This window comes from Vreelandella sulfidaeris (genome assembly GCF_042429665.1).
Lineage (GTDB): Bacteria > Pseudomonadota > Gammaproteobacteria > Pseudomonadales > Halomonadaceae > Vreelandella.
This window is the reverse complement of the sequence record NZ_JBHMAC010000010.1, coordinates 324,115-343,216: the sequence shown is the minus strand read 5'-3', so window position 1 is coordinate 343,216 and position 19,102 is coordinate 324,115. Positions and strand designations below refer to the sequence as shown.

Genomic DNA, 19,102 nt, shown 5'->3' with positions numbered 1-19,102 from the left:
TGAAAAACCGCGTTTTTAAAAATCAGCGCTCTTATAAACCAGAGTTCTTAAAAACCAGAGTTCTTAAAAACCAGAGCTCTTATAAACGATGCTTTTATAAACAGTGCTTTTATAAACAGAGCTCTTATAAATTAAAAGGAATACGCTTGCCTACGCTGACCACCACTAAGGCAGGCGTTTTGCCATATCACCGGGATCACCATGAGCTTTCACCTAAGCCCTGCTGCCGAAGGACTCCGTACGCAGCTGTTTCATATTATCTTTGAATCCAATACGCCAGCGGCCAAAGGGTTTGATATTGCGCTGATCGTCATGATTCTGGGCAGCGTATCGGTGATCTTGCTGGGCAGTGTTCAGGATATCGCTCAACAGTACGGCGATATTTTCTACTACATTGAATGGGCCTTTACGGTGGTGTTCACCGTCGAGCTTGCGCTGCGCATTTACTGCCTTGAGCGCCCCACCCTCTATTTAAAAAGCTTTTATGGCGTGGTGGACATGATCTCCATTCTGCCTGCCTGGCTGGTACTGCTTATTCCTGGATTTCATGCGCTAGTGATTATTCGCATTCTGCGGGTGCTACGTATTTTCAGAATACTGCGGCTAATGGAGTTTGTTGGTGAAGGGCGCTTGTTGCTTGATGCGTTAAAACGCAGCGCCCGTCAGGTGATGCTGTTTTTCTTCAGTATCTTCATGGTGGTCACCATGTTTGCCGCGCTCATGTACACCATCGAGTCGCCGGAAACCGGTTTTACCAGCATTCCCATGTCGATTTACTGGGCGGTGGTCAGTGTGACCACGGTGGGCTATGGCGATATCGTCCCGGGTACGTCGCTTGGCAAGGCCATCACCGTGGTGCTGATGCTGATCGGTTACTCGATCATTGCCGTACCCACCGGCATCTTCTCGGCGCAGGTGATTCGCTCGATTCGTGAAGAACGCTACTCAGAAGAAGCTTGTCCTGGCTGTGGCCATGACCGCCATGAAAAGCGCGCCCGCTACTGCTTGCGCTGCGGCACCTGGCTTGACGAAACCACCGATGACCCACGTAAAGAGAAGCAGGCAACCCCCCAGGACAAGTCAGACTAGCTAGCAAATGGGGTAATATCGCCCCGCCCTTCACGGATGATTTTGGGCGGCAGCTCGCGTAAGTCGATAACGCTGGTAGGGTCTAAATGGCAGGCGCCGCCGTCGATAATAGCATCGAGATGCGCGCCGAAACGCTCGCGGATTTCTTCAGGATCGTTCATCGGCAGGTCATCGCCTACCGGAATCAGCGTTACGCTCATTAACGGTTCGCCTAGCGCTTCCAGCAGCGCATGGGTAATGCGGTGATCCGGAACGCGCACGCCGATGGAGCGACGTTTGGGGTGCAACAACAAACGCGGCACTTCAGAGGTAGCATCCAGGATATAGGTATAAGGGCCAGGCGTGTGGGCTTTCAGCAATCGAAATACGGTGTTGTCGACCTTCGCGTACGTGCCGATTTCCGATAGATCAGAACATACCAGCGTAAAGTTATGCTTATCGTCCAGCGAGCGTAGCCATTTAATTTTCTCGATCGCTTTCTTCTCGCCCAAGTGGCAGCCCAGCGCGTACCCCGAATCGGTGGGGTAAGCGATAACGCCGCCTTTACGGATGATTTCTATCGCTTGATCAATCAAGCGTTTTTGCGGGTTTTCGGGATGAATCTGAAAATACTGGCTCATGCGTTACTCCTGTCCGTAGGCTCTACCTAGTCAGCATAGCTTACCTGGCATTGAACGGGTTTCGTGATGACATTATGCAGAACTGGGCTGACGTAAATACTGGGCAGAGTGGTTGTTAAGCTCTCCCTAATAGGCCGGGCGGCGCCTCGCGTAAATGTGCCAGGCGCGGATGCTGCCAAATGGGCGGAGCCGCCGTGCGGGGGATCAAGCTCATGCTGCCGGGCGCTGCATGGCTGCCGGGAAAGTGAAAGTCGCTACCCATGGAGGCGTACAAATCTCGCTCGACCAATTGGCGGGCCAGGTCACGGGTGCTGTCAGGGTTCTGTTGACCGCTGACCAGCTCCACCGCCTGTCCTCCCGCTGCCTGAAAGGTATCCATCAATAGTCCGCGTTTACGCCGGGTTAAGCCGTGGCGCAACGGGTGAGCGATGACCGCCACACCACCGGAGTCTACAACCCAGCTGACGGCGTCGCTGATTTCCGGCCAGAGGGCTTTCACATCGCCTTTTTTTCCGCTACCTAGATAACGCTTAAAGGCGCTCGCCCAATCAGCCACCAGACCGTCTTCCACCAAGGCACGGGCAAAATCCGGGCGACCTAAGGGCCGATCACTGCCCGCCTGGGCACGCGCTTTTTCCAAGGCGTTGCTCAGGCCCGCTTTTTCCAGCCGCTCGGCAATTACTTCTGCGCGTTGTATGCGTGCCTCGCGCTGCTGACGCAGGCCTTCGACCAGCGGCCCCTGCAAGCCACCGGGCATTAACGCCACGACATGAATATTAACCCCCTGCCAGCGTGTGGATAACTCACAGCCGGGAATAAGACACAGGCCCACTTGCTCGGCTGCGCGCCCCGCATCTTCAATGCCGTCCATGGTATCGTGGTCGGTTAGCGCCATATGCGTTAGCCCACGCTCAGCGCACAGCGTGACTAGCTCCGTAGGCGTCAACGCACCGTCTGAAGCGGTAGAGTGCATGTGCAAATCAACGCTATAACGCTGATCAGCCTCAAAGGTGTAGGGAAGTTGAGACATAAGCATGACGCCATGTGGTCAGTTTGTCAGAATGCGCATTGACGTTCAGAGGCACTACTCATTTGTGAATGAAGTCAGCCGTGAATGAAGCGTCCGCTATAGGTAAGATATGGTGCGCGCTTACGCCGGTGCGGTCAATGAACGGCCTCAGCGCATCCCCTTTTTATCAAGGAGTTATAACCCCATGCTGTATGCCATTATAAGCGAAGATGTCGCCAATAGCCTGGAGCGACGCTTAGCCGCTCGCCCTGATCACTTAGCCCGTTTAGAGGCACTACGCGATGAGGGGCGGTTGGTCTTGGCAGGGCCACACCCGGCGATCGATACCGACAACCCCGGCGATGCGGGATTTTCCGGCAGCCTGGTGGTGGCGGAATTCGAAAGTTTAGAGGCAGCCAACGCCTGGGCCGATGCCGATCCATACATGATCGCAGGGGTCTATGCCAAGGTCATTGTGAAGCCTTTTAAAAAAGTTCTGCCTTGACGCCAATAGGCAAGTGTGGAGGGTCCGCCCGCTTTTTCACAGAGCCTGTGGAAAACTCTGTGCAAACCCGGCGGACGCTTTGCGCTAAGCCAGAGATAGCGCCAGCAGCGTCAAATTGATCATTTTTTAACCATAGTGTCATCACTCCGACACCTTTCATAAAAGTGCGTTTGTGACCAGCGCTTTTATGGCTTTCTGTTTATATACGAGGAATCCTGCGTGACCCAACGCCCCAACGCATTGCCTCCTCTCGCGGCGCTAACCACACCGACGCTGACCTGGAACGACGCAGCGCCCCATTCCGCAGCATTTGATGATGTCTATTTCACGCGGGGCGATGGGCGCGCTGAAACCGAGCATGTCTTTATCGGGGCTAACCGGCTTCCCGAACGGTTTGCCGCCTGGGTCGAGCCTCGGCCATTTGTGATTGGCGAAACCGGCTTTGGCACCGGGCTTAATATGCTCTCTGCCTGGGCCTGTTTTGAAAAACATGCGGCGCCTACTGCACGCCTGCATCTGTTATCCACAGAAAAATTTCCTTTCGAGCGCGAAGCGCTTGAGCGAGCCTTGGGCAGTTGGCCCTCGCTTGCCGTTTATGCACAGGCGCTATGTGCCCAATGGCCTGACGCCGTCGGTGGTATACACCGTCTGCATTTAACCGAGCGCGTTATTCTCGATCTACACTTCGGTGATACCACGGAGCGCTTATCGCAGCTGGATGGGCAGGTGGATGCCTGGTTTCTAGACGGGTTTGCGCCCTCCAAAAATCCCGACATGTGGCAGCCCGAGCTATTTAACGCCATGGCCGCCCGCTCCCGCCCCGGCGCTACCTTTGCCACCTTTACCTGTGCCGGCATCGTCAAGCGAGGGCTCAAAGCGGCCGGTTTCCATTGGAAAAAAGTGCCTGGATACGGTCGTAAGCGCGAAATGCTAGCGGGCCATATTGAAGCGCCGCCCGCCGACCAGCGGCGTGACAACACCCCGTGGTTTACCCCTCCGCCTGTGTTGCCAGCGAAGCACGTGGCAGTGATTGGTGCCGGGATGGCAGGCGCCAGCGTTGCCGCAGCGCTGGCACGGCGCGGTATTCAGGTAACGGTGGTTGAACGCGAGGCCCCCGGTGCGGGCGGCTCGGGCAACCGCCAGGGGGCGCTTTATGTGAAGTTGGCCGCAGAGACCAATTACCAAAGCCGGGTTTATCTTGCCGGGCTGCTCTATAGCCAGCGTTGGCTAGCGCTAAAGCGATCTCTCCAAACGTCATCCACCGCGCCCTTATTTACCCCCTGCGGTGTGGTTCAGTTAACCACCAGCGATAAGGAAACGCGCCGTCAGCAGCGTTTTGTCGAACAGCACCCACTGCCAAGTGAGGTGGTTACCGCGCTTGAGCCTCCAACGCTCACCGAGACAGCGGGTATTGCGATTAGCGCTCCCCATGGACTGTTTTATCCCCAGGCGGGCTGGGTGCGGCCCAAGGCACTGTGTGAGCACTTGCTTAACCAGCCGGGCGTTACCTTGCAGCATGGCGAGGTAGATTCACTTGCTCGCTCAGGGATTCCCTCAGCAGCACCCACTTGGCGGCTTCATCTTACGGATGGGAGTACACTTGAGGCCGATCAAGTGGTTATTGCCAGCGCGCACTTGGCTAACCGCTTTGCGCAAACGGCGGAATTACCGCTGCAGTCGGTGCGCGGCCAGATTAGCGAGCTAACGCTACCCGATGAGGTAGCGGGCCCAACCCGCGTGGTGTGCGCCGGTGGCTATGTAGCGCCTGCGTTGGACGGTGTGCTGACCTTCGGTGCCAGCTTTATCCCCAATAACGCCACCCACAATGTCACCGATGACGACCACCAGCGCAATATTGATGAGCTGGGACAAACGCTGCCCGCGTTAGTCACGGAGTTGGAACAAGCCGGTATTGAGCTAACCCCTGAACATCTTCAGGGTCGCGCGGCGGTGCGGGCGGCAAGCCCTGACAAGAGCCCCTACGCAGGGCCGGTGCCGGTAGCGCAGGCGTGGCGGAATGACTATTCACTGCTTGCCAAGGATGCCACCCGGGTGGCTGATAAACACGGCGAACACCACCCTGGCCTGTGGATAACGGCCGCCCATGGTTCGCGTGGCTTGGCCAGCGCACCTTTATGCGCAGAGGTGATTGCTTCTCGAATATGCGACGAGCCGATGCCGCTGGAAGCGCCGCTGGTGGATCACCTGCACCCAGGGCGACGTATTATCAGCGCGCTTATTCGGGGCGAAAAGCAGAAAAATACCGCCAGTTAAGGGCGGTCTCTTGTCGCTGTATCCTTTTAGTGTCATCGCGAGCGAAGCGCGGCGATCTCGGGTTTGCCTACCTGTGCCAGCAAAGATTGCCGCGTCGCTGCACTCCTCGCAATGACATAGGGGCGTCATTAGGATGTCATTGCGAACGCAGTGAAGCAATCTCGGGGTTGCCCTTATTTGTCATTGCGAGCGTAGCGAAGCAATCTGGGGGTTGCCCTTATCTGTCATTGCGAACGTAGTGAAGCAATCTGGGGTTGCCCTTATCTGTCATTGCGAACGTAGTGAAGCAATCTGGGGGTTGCCCTTATCTGTCATTGCGAACGTAGTGAAGCAATCTGGGGTTGGGTTGCCACCGTAGGCTGAGATTGCCGCGTCGCTGCACTCCTCGCAATGACATAGGGGCGTCATTGGGGTGTCATTGCGAACGTAGCGAAGCAATCTGGGGTTGGGTTGCCGCCGCCGGCTTAGATTGCCGCGTCGCAAGCTCCTCGCAATGACAGATAACGTTCTTCGCCATGGCGTATGGGTGTCATTGCGAACGTAGCGAAGCAATCTGGGGTTGGGTTGCCGCCGCCAGCTTAGATTGCCGCGTCGCTGCACTCCTCGCAATGACATAGGGGCGTCATTGGGGTTTCATTGCGAACGTAGCGAAGCAATCTGGGGTTGCCCTTATCTGTCATTGCGAACGCAGTGAAGCAATCTGGGGTGGGAGCCCCGATAGGTTGAGATTACCGCGTCGCAAGCTCCTCGCAATGACGGATAACGTCATCAGCGTGGCAAGGCTAGGTTCTTAAATATCGCCTTCTTCCTCGTCGTCGGCGATATCTCGACCAAATGATCGCCACTGAGCTAGTGTCATGACCTCGGTCATCTCTAGCTCAAGGTCATGGGCAATGATGAGCTCGTTGCGCTCCAGCTGTTTTTTTAGCTCGGCTACCCAGCCGTGCATGCCTTCGCCCGTCGTATCGGTAGTGTCGTAGCCCTGGCGGGTCACGAATGCCTCGAGCAGAGCATTAAGGGTCTCCGGTGGCAGCATTCGCGCGGGGACTTCAATAAAACGGCTCATGAGCGCTGCTCCCATTCGGCTAAACGTTCAATAAAACCGGCTTCATCAAGGACGTCGATGCCCATCTGCTCGGCTTTGGTTAACTTGCTGCCGGCGGCTTCGCCGGCCACCAGGCAGGTGGTTTTTTTCGATACACTGCCCGCCACCTTGGCGCCCAGCGCTTGTAGGCGCGCTTTGCCTTCATCGCGGGTCATGCTTTCAAGCGAACCGGTCAGCACCCAGGTTTGGCCTTCCAGCGGCGTAGGCCCTTGGGTCACGGCTGCTTCCTGCCACATAATGCCTGCATCGATTAACGCCGTGATAGTCTCCTGATTATGTGGCTGGCGGAAAAAAGTATGTACATGAGCAGCGACAACGGGGCCCACATCGTTGACGGCTTCAAGCGCATCACGCTCAGCCTCTTTAACAGCGCCAAGCGTGCCAAAATGATTGGCAAGGTTGGCTGCCGTTGCTTCACCTACTTCCCGAATCCCCAGCGCATAGATAAATCGCGCCAGCGTCGTCGACTTCGCAGTTTCAAGCGCCTGGACCAAGTTAGCGGCCGACTTCTGGCCCATGCGTGGTAGGCTTTGCAACTGGTCGACGGTTAATGCAAACAGGTCAGCAGGTGTTTTCACCCAGTCCAGATCAACTAACTGCTCAATTAATTTCACCCCCAGCCCATCAATATCCAGCGCTTTGCGACTGGCAAAATGCTTTAGCGCCTCTTTACGCTGGGCCGCGCAATAAAGACCACCTGAACAGCGGGCGACGGCTTCCCCGTCGACACGCTCAATATCAGAGCCACATACCGGGCAGTGGGTGGGAAAAATGATTGCCCGGGCGTCTGCGGGGCGCTGCTCGGGATGTACCCGAACGACCTGGGGAATAACATCCCCAGCGCGGCGAATCGATACCGTATCGCCAATTTTCACGTCTAAACGGGTAATTTCATCGGCATTGTGCAAGGTGGCATTGGCCACGGTCACACCCGCCACCGTCACCGGCTCAAGGCGAGCCACGGGGGTGATCGCGCCGGTGCGCCCTACCTGAAACTCAACATCGTTAAGGGTCGTCACCTCTTCCTGGGCAGGAAACTTGAAGGCAATCGCCCAGCGTGGTGCACGCGCGACAAAGCCAAGCTCACGCTGATAGCGCAGATCATTAACCTTGATCACCACGCCATCGATATCAAAGCCGATCCGCTCACGCTTGGTTCCCAGTTGCTCACAGTAATCAGCAACGGCCTGGGGACCTTTAACGACCGCAAGCTCTGCACTGGCGCGAAACCCTACTGTGGATAACCGCGCCATTAGCTCGCTATGGGTGGTATCGCCCAAATCAGGCTCCAAGCGCGCCGCTTGGTAGGCATAGAACTCAAGTGGACGCGTGGCGGTAATGCGCGGATCCAATTGGCGCAGGCTACCTGCCGCCGCGTTACGCGGATTGGCAAATACCTTGCTGCCCTCTTCACGTGCACGCTCATTAAGCGCTTCAAAGCCGGTATGGCGCATAATGACTTCACCCCGCACTTCTAACAGCGCGGGGACATTAGCGCCCATCAGTTTTAGCGGCACGGAGCGCAGAGTACGCAGATTTGAAGTAATCCCTTCACCGGTGCGGCCATCTCCGCGCGTCGCCCCGCTCACCAATAAGCCCTGCTCGTAGACTAGCGAAACGGCCGCGCCATCCAGTTTGGGCTCGCAGGTAAATTCTACGTCGTCGGCCGCGCATTCCAAGCGCTCGGCTACCCGCTCGGCAAAGGCATAGAGATCATCGCGGCTAAAGGCGTTATCCAACGACAGCATAGGAATGGCGTGTGCAACGGAGGGAAAGCCCTCCGCTGGCGCAGCCCCCACTCGCTGGGTAGGTGAATCGGAAGTGATCAACGTAGGGTGATCGCTCTCCAACTGCTTTAAACGCTGCAGCTTGCGGTCATAGTCGGCATCCGTCAGCGTCGGCTCATCCAGCACATAATAACGGTAGTTCGCCTCATCCAGGTCGGCGCGTAGATGGGTAATCTCTTCCAGTGGTTGAGAATCAGGCTGACTCATTAGAATGGGTTCCAGTACTTGCGAAAGCGGCGATGAATGTCATCGCCCGAAAAATTAAAAAAATGAATGACAAGCACACTGCTTATTGACGAAACGGCGCTTAAAATTGCTCTTAAAGACTGTTTTTAAAAACAGACTATAAAAACAGTACCTATTGAACAAAAACACCCGCCTTCTGGCAAGAAGGCGGGTGTTGGAGCGCTAACGTTCGTTAGCGGGCTTGCAGTTGCCGATTCAGACGGTGGCGACGCTCAAAATCACGCACACGCTGACGGGCAAACTCAATCGTTTGCGCAGTCATCACACTGCGGTTTTCATCTTTAAGCTCACCGCCCATGTGGCGCACCACTACCATCGCTGTCTCGACCATCGCTTCGAACGCGGCAGCGCTATCAACGGCGCCCGGCAGCGGCATCAGCAGCGTGATACCCGGGGTCATGAACGTGCCCATTTCTTCAATGGGGAACGTGCCCGGTTTCACCACATTGACCATTGAGAACTGCAATTCGCTATCGTCGCTTTCGGTTTCAAAGCGATGGAAAACGCCCATTGCACTGCTATAGCGCAATCCACAGACCATCATCAGCTCAAGCAGCTTAGTGCCATCGAATCCTTCTGGATCGCGCGATAAGACACTGATGACCACCACTTCTTCAGCGTTGGAAAGCGCTTCTTTGGCATTCTCGCCGTTCACATCGTGACGCAAGGCTTTCGCTAAAGTGGGATGGGTTCGAACGCTATCATTCGCACCATACTCATCGGCGGGCACGCCGTCATAAGAGGCGTCTTCAGCCTCAGCAAACCGGTACTCTTCGTCGTACTGATAATCCGCGTGGGCTTCAGCGCTATCGAGACCACTGCTGCGAACATGATAGTGCTCGTCAGCATGTTGGGGAGCTGTAGAGCGTTGTTCAGCGGCAGCGGCGGCTGCCGCCTCTTCGCGGGCTTGCGCCTGCTCTTGAGCCAGACGTGCACGTTCGGCATCCGCGGCTTCTTTAGCTTCACGCCGCTGCTCGGCTTCAAGCGCTTTACGCTCCGCTTTCTGCTTCGCCAGCGCTTTATCACGTAGTGCTTTTTCAGCTTTTTGGCGCTGTTTCTCTCTACGGCGCTCAATCAAGCGACGCTTCAGCGAGCGTCCCATGCCTTCAAAATCGACAAGACGGTATTCATCTACTTCATCGTCATCCAACTCGTCGTGCTCACCCACCGTATCGGATCGCAACTGACGCCGCTTGGGCGAATGCTCGTTGGCGTGTTTGGCAAACACAGCATCTTCAGGCTCGGCCCGCAGGACTGGCTCTGGCTCAGCAGGTCGCACTGTTTCCGGTTCGGACTGACTTGCGGTGATTGCCATGGCGTCATCAGACTGAGTATTGGCTGGCGCTGACTGGGCACGTTCGGTGTATTCAGGTGCTGTTGCCAGTGCAGGCTGTGGAGCCTCTGGCACGCTGGCTGGAACCTCGTCGGCATGAGCCTTGTTGTCATGAACCTTGTTGTCATGAACAGAGCCGTCATGAACCGTATTGGCACGAACAGGGCTGTCGCTAGGTGACGCATTGATACCAATACTTGGCTCACGTCGTTCATGCTCTGTTGGCGCAGAGGAAGAAGTGGCCTGCGCGGCCGTTTGGGTAGCCGTTTGAGCAGATGTGACCGGCTGCTCGCTGGCTTGCGAATGAGTAGATTGAGATTTCGCCGCTTGAGCAGCTGCCAATGAAGCCGCTTTATCTGCTTTATCAGCTTTCCGCTTAGTCGCTTTAGCGGAAGCCGAGCGCCTAAACTCAGCTAAGACCTTGGAAGGCCCAGGATGCTCTTGGCGCTCTAGCTTTGGTTTATTACCTAAGCCACTATAGTCAGCAGGCTTAACAACGCGCGCGCCACCATTAGGAAGTTCCCAGTTGATCTCCGCTTCTTTAGCGGCTTCATCGGGATCTTCAGGCTGACTGCTGGACACATTTGTCTCCGCCTGATCCAGGCGGGGTACACGACGCTGACGTTGAAGTCTTCTCGCTCCATCAATAACGATGAGCGATACCAACGCCAGCCCTAAAATAATTAGCCACTCTCTTAGTTCCATGTCGAACGTTCCATGGTCATTTTGCCGGTTGCTAAGGCACTATATATATAAGGCAACATGTATAAAAACCCAGTATTGAAGCTCATGCCTGAATAATAGTGGTAACGGCTATTAAATAATCACATGCCATTAATATGACCAAGCATAGCGCGATTGCAATGAAAATGACCAGTTTTTGCTGTATTTAACGCGATTTTCACGCCTCGGTAAATTTCTGGTACAGATTAAGGTGAGAAACTTGACCTTAACTTCAATCAAAAGTGCCATGAACAAAGACGTAACATTTATATACCGCTTTATAAAGGAATACTAGAAGCAAGAAAAGCCGTTTTGACAACTGGCTAGCCTCGCAAGCTTAATTTTTCAATAATCGGCTTAGTCATATCCAGCCGCCTATTAGTACAGGCAATATAGTTAAGTTTAACGCTTTAGGACATTTTTTTATGCTATTAGACAGCCAACGTTAACCATCCTGTCTAAACCACGTCCTTGCTGCTCATTATCCTTTAGCGCTATTTCGCCATTACCGCTCTTCGTTCAGGCCTACTCAACCGTTTTAAAAGCACGGCGAGGAACTTTGAGTGAGCCCTTGTGAAGGACACTTGCAACGCGAGTCAGTCGACCAGTGCAGCGGCCTCTTCGATCCCCACCGAGACCAACCGCGAGACGCCTGGCTCTTGCATCGTGACCCCCATCAGTCGTTCGGCGGCCTCCATGGCAATCTTATTATGGGTAATATAGATAAACTGTACGTTCTCAGACATTTCTTTCACCAACTTGGCGTAACGGCCCACGTTGGCATCATCCAGGGGCGCATCCACTTCATCCAGCATACAAAACGGCGCGGGGTTGAGTTGAAAAATAGCAAACACCAGCGATAGTGCCGTCAGCGCTTTTTCACCGCCCGATAGCAGGTGGATAGTGCTGTTCTTTTTACCTGGCGGGCGCGCCATAATCGCCACGCCCGTTTCCAGTAAATCATCGCCGGTCAGGGTTAGCCAAGCGGCACCGCCCCCAAATACGCGGGGAAATAGCGTTTGAAGCCCCGTATTTACTTGGTCAAACGTTTCGCGAAAACGCACGCGTGTTTCTTGATCGATCCGCCTGATCGCCCGCTCCAGGGTTTCCAGCGCTTCGCTCAGTTCGGCGTGCTGGGCTTCCAGGTAATTGCGTCGCTCGGCCTGCTGGTCGTACTCCTCGATGGCGGCCAGGTTAATCGCCCCAAGACGGCGTATTTTCTCGCTGGTCGCTTCCAGCCGTTCCTGCCAGCTATGTTCAGAGGCGTCTTCGGGCAGTTGTTCAGCCAAGGTGTCCACTTGGTGGCCAAGCTCTGCAAGCTGCTCGTCCTGGGTGGCCGCTTTTAGCGCCAGTGCCTGAACATCCATACGCCGCTGCTGGAGCTGTTCGCGGCTTTGTTCCAGGTTACGCTCGTGCTGCTGACGCGCCAGCTCATCCGCGCGTAACTGTTCCGCCAATGCCTGAGCCTGCTGACGAGTGTCGTTTAAGCGGCCCTCCTGCTGCTCACGCTGGTGGAGCAATGCTTCGAGTTCTTCGCTAGCCAGTTCATCGGGTTCTAGCAGCATTTCCCGCGACTCTTCCAACTCGGCGATCCGCAGCGACAGGCGCTCCTCAGCCTCGCTCGAACGCGACTGTTGAGAACGCAGACTGTTGCGCTCAGCGGTCAAACGCTCTCGCTCTAACGCTAACGCCTGCTGCTGCGCTTTAAGCGGCGCATGCTGCTGATTAAGCTGATCGCGTGCTTCACGCTGGCGGCTACGCTGTTCAGCAGTCGCATCCCTCGCTTGCGCGGCACTTTCCAGCTGCTCCATCGCCACGTGCCAGCGGGCTCGCTGTTCATCAATGGTAAGTGCTAACTCCGCCTCATCCTCTTGCAGTTGTGCGAGTTCTTCATCAAGTTCAGTGGCACGGCTTGCCAGGTGTTCCAGGCGCTGGGCAAGGCTGCGCTCTTTTACCGCCAGCTGCTGCAGTGTCGCGGCGTGGGCGCGCTCTTGTTCGGCCTGCTGATCGCGAGTCTGTTCCAACGCCTCAATCGTGTCATTGGCTGTTTCACACTGGGCTTCCGCCAACGCCAACGCGTCTTCGTCGCTCTCGCGCTGAGCATCAAGTTCGGCAAAGCGGCGGCGGGTTAATAGCAGCCCATCAATGCCTTCTCCGTTCGCCTGCTGGTGCAGCCAGCCGCGGCCCAGCCAAAGGCCATCGCGGCTCACAACGCTTTCACCCGGCGCCAGATGGGCTACCTGTTGCGCGGCCTCGTCAGCCGTTTGGGTATAGTGAATACTTGCTAACCATTCACTAAGCGCCCCTGCACCACTCACCAAACGATCCAGGCGTTGCCCTGATGTTGATGACGCTGAGGATGACCTTGGTGATGCCCGATCGATTAAGCACCAGTCGGTGGCCAATGCGGCGGGTAAAGCGGCTAATTGATGAGTATCGACAAGCCGCGCATTAAGCCAAGGCGCCAGCAACCACGACACCAGCGTTTCCCAACCGGGCTCTACTTGCAGCATTTCACCCAGCTGCGGTGCATCCGCCAAGCCGTGTGCTTCCAGGGCAGTGTCAATCGCCGGGTCGTGGTTAGCCAAGGCGGCATCCATCAATGCCTGAAGCGAGGCCAGCTCGCCCTGCCGCTGGCTCAGTCCAGCACGCTGACGGTCACGTTCCTGGGTCGCCTGTTGATAGGCCGCCTTGGCATCGCTGTAGCGTTGCTGCCACTGTTCGCGTTCTGTCTGGAAGCCATCCGCCTGCTGCTGGGCTTCTGTTAGCTGCGCCTGGCACAGCGTATGCTCTTCTCGCAAACTGGTCAGATCAGCTACCTCGCCACGCTGCTGACGGCGACGCTGGTTTTCAGCCTGCAAGCGCTGAATGCGTTGTTCTAGGTCTCGCAACTGATCTTGACTGCGATCAGCATCACGGCTGGCATCCCGCCAGCGCGTTTCAGCATCGCCCCATTGTTGCTCAGCGGCTTCCAATGCAGGCGAGGCATCCGCTAACGCTTGTTCCAGGCTTTCCAACTGCTCTTCCAACGCTTCGTGCTCGGGGAGCAAATCCTCGACGCGTTCGTCGATCGCGGCGAGGCGTGTCTGATCGCCTTCGCTGACGCGGCGCTGCTCGTCCAAGTCTCGTCGCGCAGTGGCAATATCATTGGCCAACTGCGTTTCACGGCTACGCCGGTGGGCCTGGTCCTGCTCAAGACGGGCGATCCGCGTGGTGGTTTCAAAGAACTGCTGTTGATGACGATCAAGCACCTCTGAAAGCTCATCGTGCTGCTCGCGGGCTTGTTCTAGCCGGGTTTCACACTGGCGAACGCCGAAGACCTCTTTTTCGACGGCGATTTCCAGCTCGCGTACACGGCTTTCCTGGTGAGACTGCTCTGCGCGCAGCGTGCGACCACGCAACAGGGCAAGTTCGCCTTTAAGCCGATACTCCTGCTGTTTCAATTCCTGATAGCGCTTGGCGGCTTCAGCTTGACGCTTGAGACGCTCTAGCTGTTTGTCCAGTTCTTCGCGTATATCATCCAGGCGTTCAAGGTTCTCCTGGGTTCGCCGCATACGGTTTTCGGTCTCGCGACGACGCTCCTTGTACTTGGAAATGCCCGCCGCTTCTTCAAGCGTAGAGCGAAGGTCATCGGGGCGCGCTTCAATCAAACGCGAAATCATCCCCTGACCGATAATCGCGTAGGAACGCGGCCCAAGGCCCGTGCCCATAAAGAGGTCGGCGATGTCCCGACGACGGCACTTCTGGCCATTGAAGAAGTAGTTGGATTGGCCGTCACGGGTGACTAATCGCTTAACGGCAATTTCCGCATACTGGGCATACACGCCCCCCATGCCGCCGTCGCGATTGTCGAACTTGAGTTCAATGGATGCCTGACTGATCGGTTTGCGACCGGTGGAACCATTAAAGATGACGTCGGCCATCGACTCGCCGCGCAGGGTCTTGGCGGAGGATTCACCCATCACCCAGCGCACAGCGTCGATAATATTGGATTTTCCACAGCCGTTAGGCCCCACGATAGCGGTCATATTGCCGTCGAAGGGAACCGTGACAGGGTCTACAAACGATTTAAAGCCGACTAAACGAATGGAGGTCAGGCGCATATCAAGGCGACATTCCGATTATTCAAAGACACGGTTTATCACCACTTCTGTTGCATTACTTTCTTCGACAGGCCCAATGCTAACGCTTTCAAGATTACCAAACAGATCGCCCGGCTGAGGCATGGCTTGTCCGGAGGGCGAAACACGCACCACTATCCGTGCCTCTTGCACCTGGGAGATGGTGGCCTGAGGCGACATGGCCACGCTATCATCTAACACGACCGTTTTAGGAAGCTCTGACACCTGCGTTTGCACCACGGCGAGCGGCGGTAACTCGCCCTCTTTATCTCGCGCGGTAATAAACACCGTGGCATCGCCGTTAACGCGGTCGGTAAGCGATTCATCCAGCGACACGGTGACGCGCACCCCCTCGCTGGCAACGGTGTCTGGCGCAACGCCCAATTGCTCTTGCGCGATGCGAATACCTTCGCGCAATGAGGAAACCGTGGCGGGATCCTCAATTGAGGCAATCGCCCGGCGCCAATGATCAATAGCTTGGGCGTAATCGCCGTTATCAAAGGCATTAATCCCCAATAGCCCGAGCACAGTGGGTTGGCGCGGATCCTGGGCAAGCGTTTCATCTACCAGCGACTGAACATCATCGGTAAGCTCACGGTTAGCCATAAAAAAACGCAGCTGGGCAAGCTGGGCGAGCAGTGGCGGTAAGCGACCCTCAATCTCGATCAGGCGTTCAAGCGCATTCACTGCCTGAGGCATCTGACCGGTTTCACGATAGATCGAAAATAATGCACTCCACACATTGGGATTATTCGGCTGACGTTCAGCCTGCTCTTCCATACGCTCGATATACATGGCAAGCGACCCGTCCGGGTCGTTTTGTACCTCTTGCTGCACGGCATATAGCTCCAGGTCGCCCTCGGCGCCCTCTTGCTGATACCACACGATGCTGGCAACGACCACGGCAACCATCACCAGCGGTACCGCCAGGCGTCCCGCACTAGGGGATTTCAACGGCTGGCGTTCGCGGAACGCGGTATCTTCCAGCAAGCTGCGCTCTAGCTCCAGGCGATCTTCATCCAAGCGAGTGGCATCAATGTCACCACGCTCATGGGCGGCTTCCAAAGACGCTAGACGACGTTTAAAAATCGCCACGTTCTGCTCGGCATAGGTGTCATTGGCTTCAAAGTCAGACTGCTGGTCATGTACCGCTCGCGCCTTCCTTAGCGGTGACACCAGCAGCCATAGCGCGGGAAGAAGTAATACAGCAATGGCTATCCAGAGCAGCGTCATGAGGACCCCTTACGATTAATCAGCGCGTCGATACGCTGGCGCTCTTCGGCGCTCAGTGCTTTACCAGAGGCATGGCGGCGAGCGCGAACCACCAATACAACCACGACAATGCCAAGCAGCACCAATGCGATAGGCAACCCCCACAGCAGATAGGTACGCCGTTCCAAGCGTGGATTGTAAAGAATGTACTCGCCAAACCGCTGCACCATATGATTAATAATCTCGGTATCCGACTGGCCTTCTTGCAGCAGTTGATAGACACGGTCCCGCATATCCGCCGAAATGGGCGAATCTGAATCATTAATCGCCTGGTTTTCGCATAGCGGACAGCGCATGGAGTCAGTAAGGTCGTGATAACGCTTTTCCATCACGGGGTCATCAAATTGGCGCAATTCAATACCGCCCGCCACGGCGACCACTGCTACCAATAGCAGCAGCAATCCCAAGAGAGTTCGCCTTAACGCCATTTTTCCACCTCCGGCAGGATCCGTTCGCGCACATCCTCCGGCGAAATGTAACCTTTATGGTGGTAGCGAATCACCCCGTCAGCATCGACTAGAAAGGTTTCCGGCGCACCGTAGACACCTAAATCAAACCCTAGCGCGCCGTCGGGATCAAAGATATTAACCTCGAACGGATCACCAAATTCGCCAAGAAATTGGATACCTTTCTCTCGCGTATCGCGATAGTTAACCCCCACCATACGAATGCCATGATCGGCTAACGTCAACAGCTGCGGCATCTCTTGCTTGCACGCTGGGCACCATTCGCCCCACACGTTAACCAGCGTCACGTCACCTTTTAGCAACGATTGATCAACACGCCGGTTCTGATCTCGCAGCGTGGTCGCTTCAAAGGACGGGAATTCTCGCGCCATGAGCGCCGAATCGCGTTGGGAGGGATCCAACGACAGGCGTTGATAGAAAAACACCGCCAGTACCAAAAATCCTACTGGCAGCAGCAACAGCAGTAGCCGACGCTTCATATGGTGGCCTCCTGTACGGTATTTCGCTTGGCCGCCACGCTTGTCGCGTCACGACTGACTGCCACGCGCCGGTAGCGTTTATCGAGCACCGCCAGCACACCGCCGAACGCCATTAGTAGGGCGCCCAACCATAGCCAACGTACAAAAGGCTTGTACTGAACCCGCATTGCCCAGCTACCGTCGCCCAGGTCTTCCCCCATGGCCACGTAGAGATCGCGAAACAGTCCCGGTCGAAGCGCCACCTGGGTCATCGGCATACGGGTGGCCAGATAAAGACGTTTTTCAGGCTGCATGGTAAAGCCCCGACCTGTCTCGCCACGCTGTACCTGAAGCACCGCGGTATCTGCCAGGAAGTTAGCCCCACGTCGCTCGGTTAACTCGGTCATGGTGAACTGATAGCCCGCCACCTCGACCGTCGTTCCCGGTGACATGCGTACGTTGCGCTCAATACTGTAATTGGAGACCACCGTGACACCGACGATAGTGACCGCCATACCGACATGGCCCAGCACCATGCCCCAATACGCTAGCGAGAGCTTGCGCAACCCGGCGAAAAACGAGCCGGCATGGCGTGTTTTATCGATCACGTCGCGCGCCTGGGGCAGCACGATCCATAGCGCAGCGACGATGCCCAGCGAGACAAACAGGTTCCACTCGCCACGATACAAAAGCGGCATCACAACCCCGATGACCAACGCGGCTACGCCCGCCAACCACACTCTACGAACCAGCTCTCGGGCCGCCATGCTTTTCCAACGGGCGACGGAGCCTAGGCCCATAAAGAGACACATGACCACGGTCAGCGGTACAAATAGCGCATTGAAGTAAGGCGGGCCAACGCTAATTTTACCCAGGTCCAACGAATCCAGAATCAATGGATAAACGGTGCCAAGCAGAACGGTGACGGTCATGATGACCAGAAAGATATTATTGATCAGCAGTAACGCATCGCGAGAAAACCAGTTAAACCCGACCTTATGGCTGACCCGAGGGGCACGCAGAGCAAACACTATCAGCGACAGCGTCACGGTAATTCCCAGTAGCACCAAGATAAAGAACCCGCGGGCAGGATCATTGGCAAACGCATGCACGGAGGTCAACACGCCTGAACGCACCAGGAACGTTCCCATCAGCGACAGCGAAAAGGTCGCAATCGCCAGCAGTACGGTCCAGCTTTTAAAGAAACCGCGCTTTTCGGTCACCGCCAGTGAGTGCACCAGGGCGGTACCGGTCAACCAGGGCAATAGCGAGGCATTTTCGACCGGGTCCCAGAACCACCAGCCTCCCCAGCCGAGCTCGTAATAGGCCCACCAGCTGCCTAGCGCGATACCCACGGTAAGAAATGCCCAGGCCAGGTTCGTCCAGGGACGCGCCCAGCGGGTCCAGGCGGCGTCTAAACGCCCACCGAGCAGTGCGGCAATCGCGAACGCAAACACCACCGAAAACCCTACATAACCCATGTAAAGCATCGGCGGATGCACCACCAGCCCGAAGTCCTGCAGCAGCGGGTTCAGGTCAGCGCCGTCCTGGGGCATCTCGGGCAACAACCGCGAAAACGGGTTGGAGGTCATCAGAATGAACAGCAAGAATCCGGCGCACACGATGCCCAGGACACCCAGCACGCGGGCGACCATGTCACGCGGCAGGTTGCCGGTAAACAGACTGGCCGCAAAGCCCCAGCCCGCCAGCATAAAACTCCATAGCAGCACCGAGCCTTCATGATTTCCCCACACGGCACTGAACTTGTAATACCAGGGCAGTAGCGAATTGGAGTTATTGGCGACGTTCGCCACACTAAAGTCGTCGAGCATATAGCTGGCGGTCAAACAGGCGTAGGCGATTGCAATAAACACAAACTGGCCCGCCGCCATGGGCTGGCCGTAAGCCATCCATAGTGGTCGGCGAGTCGCTGCGCCGGCCAGCGGCAACACGCCCTGCACCATCGCCATCAGCAGTGCAATGATGAGGGCAAAATGGCCAAGTTCAGGAATCATTTTGGTAAACATGTGTGCTCCGAATTAGGCATTATGCAAAATCACCTACACTTGCCAATACAACGTTAAACTCGCCTG

General features: G+C 56.1%; 13 protein-coding genes. 3 read left to right on the top strand and 10 right to left on the bottom strand.

Translation table 11 applies throughout. The annotated features are described in order from the left end of the window. Positions 1-201: 201 nt before the first annotated feature. On the top strand, positions 202-1,089 hold the full coding sequence (locus tag ACFFLD_RS06510; protein ID WP_386038322.1) for an ion transporter: 888 nt from the start codon (positions 202-204) through the stop codon (positions 1,087-1,089). Here the strand turns inward: ACFFLD_RS06510 and ACFFLD_RS06505 are convergent. Continuing rightward, positions 1,086-1,709, bottom strand: a complete 624-nt coding sequence (locus ACFFLD_RS06505) for an L-threonylcarbamoyladenylate synthase (protein WP_386038319.1) — start codon at positions 1,707-1,709, stop codon at positions 1,086-1,088. The genes ACFFLD_RS06510 and ACFFLD_RS06505 overlap by 4 nt on opposite strands. Before the next feature lie 115 nt (positions 1,710-1,824). Beyond that, positions 1,825-2,739, bottom strand: a complete 915-nt coding sequence (locus ACFFLD_RS06500; RefSeq protein WP_386038316.1) for a PHP domain-containing protein — start codon at positions 2,737-2,739, stop codon at positions 1,825-1,827. Positions 2,740-2,923: 184 nt separating this feature from the next. Between ACFFLD_RS06500 and ACFFLD_RS06495 the strand changes: the two genes are divergently transcribed. Further along, complete coding sequence (locus ACFFLD_RS06495; protein ID WP_386038313.1) at positions 2,924-3,223, top strand: YciI family protein; 300 nt, start codon at positions 2,924-2,926, stop codon at positions 3,221-3,223. 219 nt (positions 3,224-3,442) lie between these two features. Continuing rightward, the gene (gene mnmC / locus ACFFLD_RS06490; RefSeq protein WP_386038310.1) at positions 3,443-5,497 is read left to right on the top strand and encodes a bifunctional tRNA (5-methylaminomethyl-2-thiouridine)(34)-methyltransferase MnmD/FAD-dependent 5-carboxymethylaminomethyl-2-thiouridine(34) oxidoreductase MnmC; all 2,055 of its coding nucleotides are present in this window, start codon (positions 3,443-3,445) and stop codon (positions 5,495-5,497) included. A gap of 790 nt (positions 5,498-6,287) precedes the next feature. On the opposite strand, the gene ACFFLD_RS06485 is transcribed toward mnmC, so the two are convergent. From ACFFLD_RS06485 to ACFFLD_RS06450, 8 genes are all read right to left on the bottom strand, one after another. Then, positions 6,288-6,563 carry a YheU family protein gene (locus tag ACFFLD_RS06485; protein ID WP_386038307.1) on the bottom strand — a complete coding sequence of 92 codons (276 nt, stop codon included), beginning with the start codon at positions 6,561-6,563 and terminating at the stop codon, positions 6,288-6,290. After that, entirely contained in the window at positions 6,560-8,596 is a 2,037-nt protein-coding gene (ligA, locus tag ACFFLD_RS06480) for an NAD-dependent DNA ligase LigA (RefSeq protein ID WP_386038304.1), read from the bottom strand. The genes ACFFLD_RS06485 and ligA overlap by 4 nt, the downstream gene beginning before the upstream one ends. A 211-nt stretch (positions 8,597-8,807) precedes the next feature. Continuing rightward, positions 8,808-10,673 (bottom strand): cell division protein ZipA, encoded by a 1,866-nt coding sequence (zipA, locus tag ACFFLD_RS06475; protein ID WP_386038301.1) that lies wholly within the window; start codon positions 10,671-10,673, stop codon positions 8,808-8,810. Between the two features lie 614 nt (positions 10,674-11,287). Beyond that, positions 11,288-14,794 carry a chromosome segregation protein SMC gene (smc, locus tag ACFFLD_RS06470; protein WP_386038298.1) on the bottom strand — a complete coding sequence of 1,169 codons (3,507 nt, stop codon included), beginning with the start codon at positions 14,792-14,794 and terminating at the stop codon, positions 11,288-11,290. Positions 14,795-14,812: 18 nt separating this feature from the next. Then, positions 14,813-16,045 carry a c-type cytochrome biogenesis protein CcmI gene (gene ccmI / locus ACFFLD_RS06465; RefSeq protein WP_386038295.1) on the bottom strand — a complete coding sequence of 411 codons (1,233 nt, stop codon included), beginning with the start codon at positions 16,043-16,045 and terminating at the stop codon, positions 14,813-14,815. Beyond that, complete coding sequence (locus ACFFLD_RS06460) at positions 16,042-16,512, bottom strand: cytochrome c-type biogenesis protein (protein ID WP_386038292.1); 471 nt, start codon at positions 16,510-16,512, stop codon at positions 16,042-16,044. Before ACFFLD_RS06460 ends, ccmI begins: the two co-directional genes overlap by 4 nt. Beyond that, positions 16,503-17,030: a DsbE family thiol:disulfide interchange protein gene (locus ACFFLD_RS06455; protein ID WP_386038289.1), complete on the bottom strand. Its 528-nt coding sequence runs from the start codon at positions 17,028-17,030 to the stop codon at positions 16,503-16,505. Before ACFFLD_RS06455 ends, ACFFLD_RS06460 begins: the two co-directional genes overlap by 10 nt. Next, positions 17,027-19,036, bottom strand: coding sequence for a heme lyase CcmF/NrfE family subunit (locus ACFFLD_RS06450; protein WP_386038286.1), 2,010 nt, complete (start codon positions 19,034-19,036; stop codon positions 17,027-17,029). The genes ACFFLD_RS06455 and ACFFLD_RS06450 overlap by 4 nt, the downstream gene beginning before the upstream one ends. Positions 19,037-19,102: the final 66 nt, after the last annotated feature.

Excerpts from the sequence above, each read along its gene's own strand:
- ccmI (WP_386038295.1), bottom strand. The coding sequence starts at position 16,045 with ATGACGCTGCTCTGGATAGCCATTGCTGTATTACTTCTTCCCGCGCTA.
- ligA (WP_386038304.1), bottom strand. The coding sequence starts at position 8,596 with ATGAGTCAGCCTGATTCTCAACCACTGGAAGAGATTACCCATCTACGC.
- ACFFLD_RS06485 (WP_386038307.1), bottom strand. The coding sequence starts at position 6,563 with ATGAGCCGTTTTATTGAAGTCCCCGCGCGAATGCTGCCACCGGAGACC.
- ACFFLD_RS06450 (WP_386038286.1), bottom strand. The coding sequence starts at position 19,036 with ATGTTTACCAAAATGATTCCTGAACTTGGCCATTTTGCCCTCATCATT.
- ACFFLD_RS06500 (WP_386038316.1), bottom strand. The coding sequence starts at position 2,739 with ATGTCTCAACTTCCCTACACCTTTGAGGCTGATCAGCGTTATAGCGTT.
- ACFFLD_RS06455 (WP_386038289.1), bottom strand. The coding sequence starts at position 17,030 with ATGAAGCGTCGGCTACTGCTGTTGCTGCTGCCAGTAGGATTTTTGGTA.
- ACFFLD_RS06505 (WP_386038319.1), bottom strand. The coding sequence starts at position 1,709 with ATGAGCCAGTATTTTCAGATTCATCCCGAAAACCCGCAAAAACGCTTG.
- smc (WP_386038298.1), bottom strand. The coding sequence starts at position 14,794 with ATGCGCCTGACCTCCATTCGTTTAGTCGGCTTTAAATCGTTTGTAGAC.
- ACFFLD_RS06495 (WP_386038313.1), top strand. The coding sequence starts at position 2,924 with ATGCTGTATGCCATTATAAGCGAAGATGTCGCCAATAGCCTGGAGCGA.
- ACFFLD_RS06510 (WP_386038322.1), top strand. The coding sequence starts at position 202 with ATGAGCTTTCACCTAAGCCCTGCTGCCGAAGGACTCCGTACGCAGCTG.
- ACFFLD_RS06460 (WP_386038292.1), bottom strand. The coding sequence starts at position 16,512 with ATGGCGTTAAGGCGAACTCTCTTGGGATTGCTGCTGCTATTGGTAGCA.
- zipA (WP_386038301.1), bottom strand. The coding sequence starts at position 10,673 with ATGGAACTAAGAGAGTGGCTAATTATTTTAGGGCTGGCGTTGGTATCG.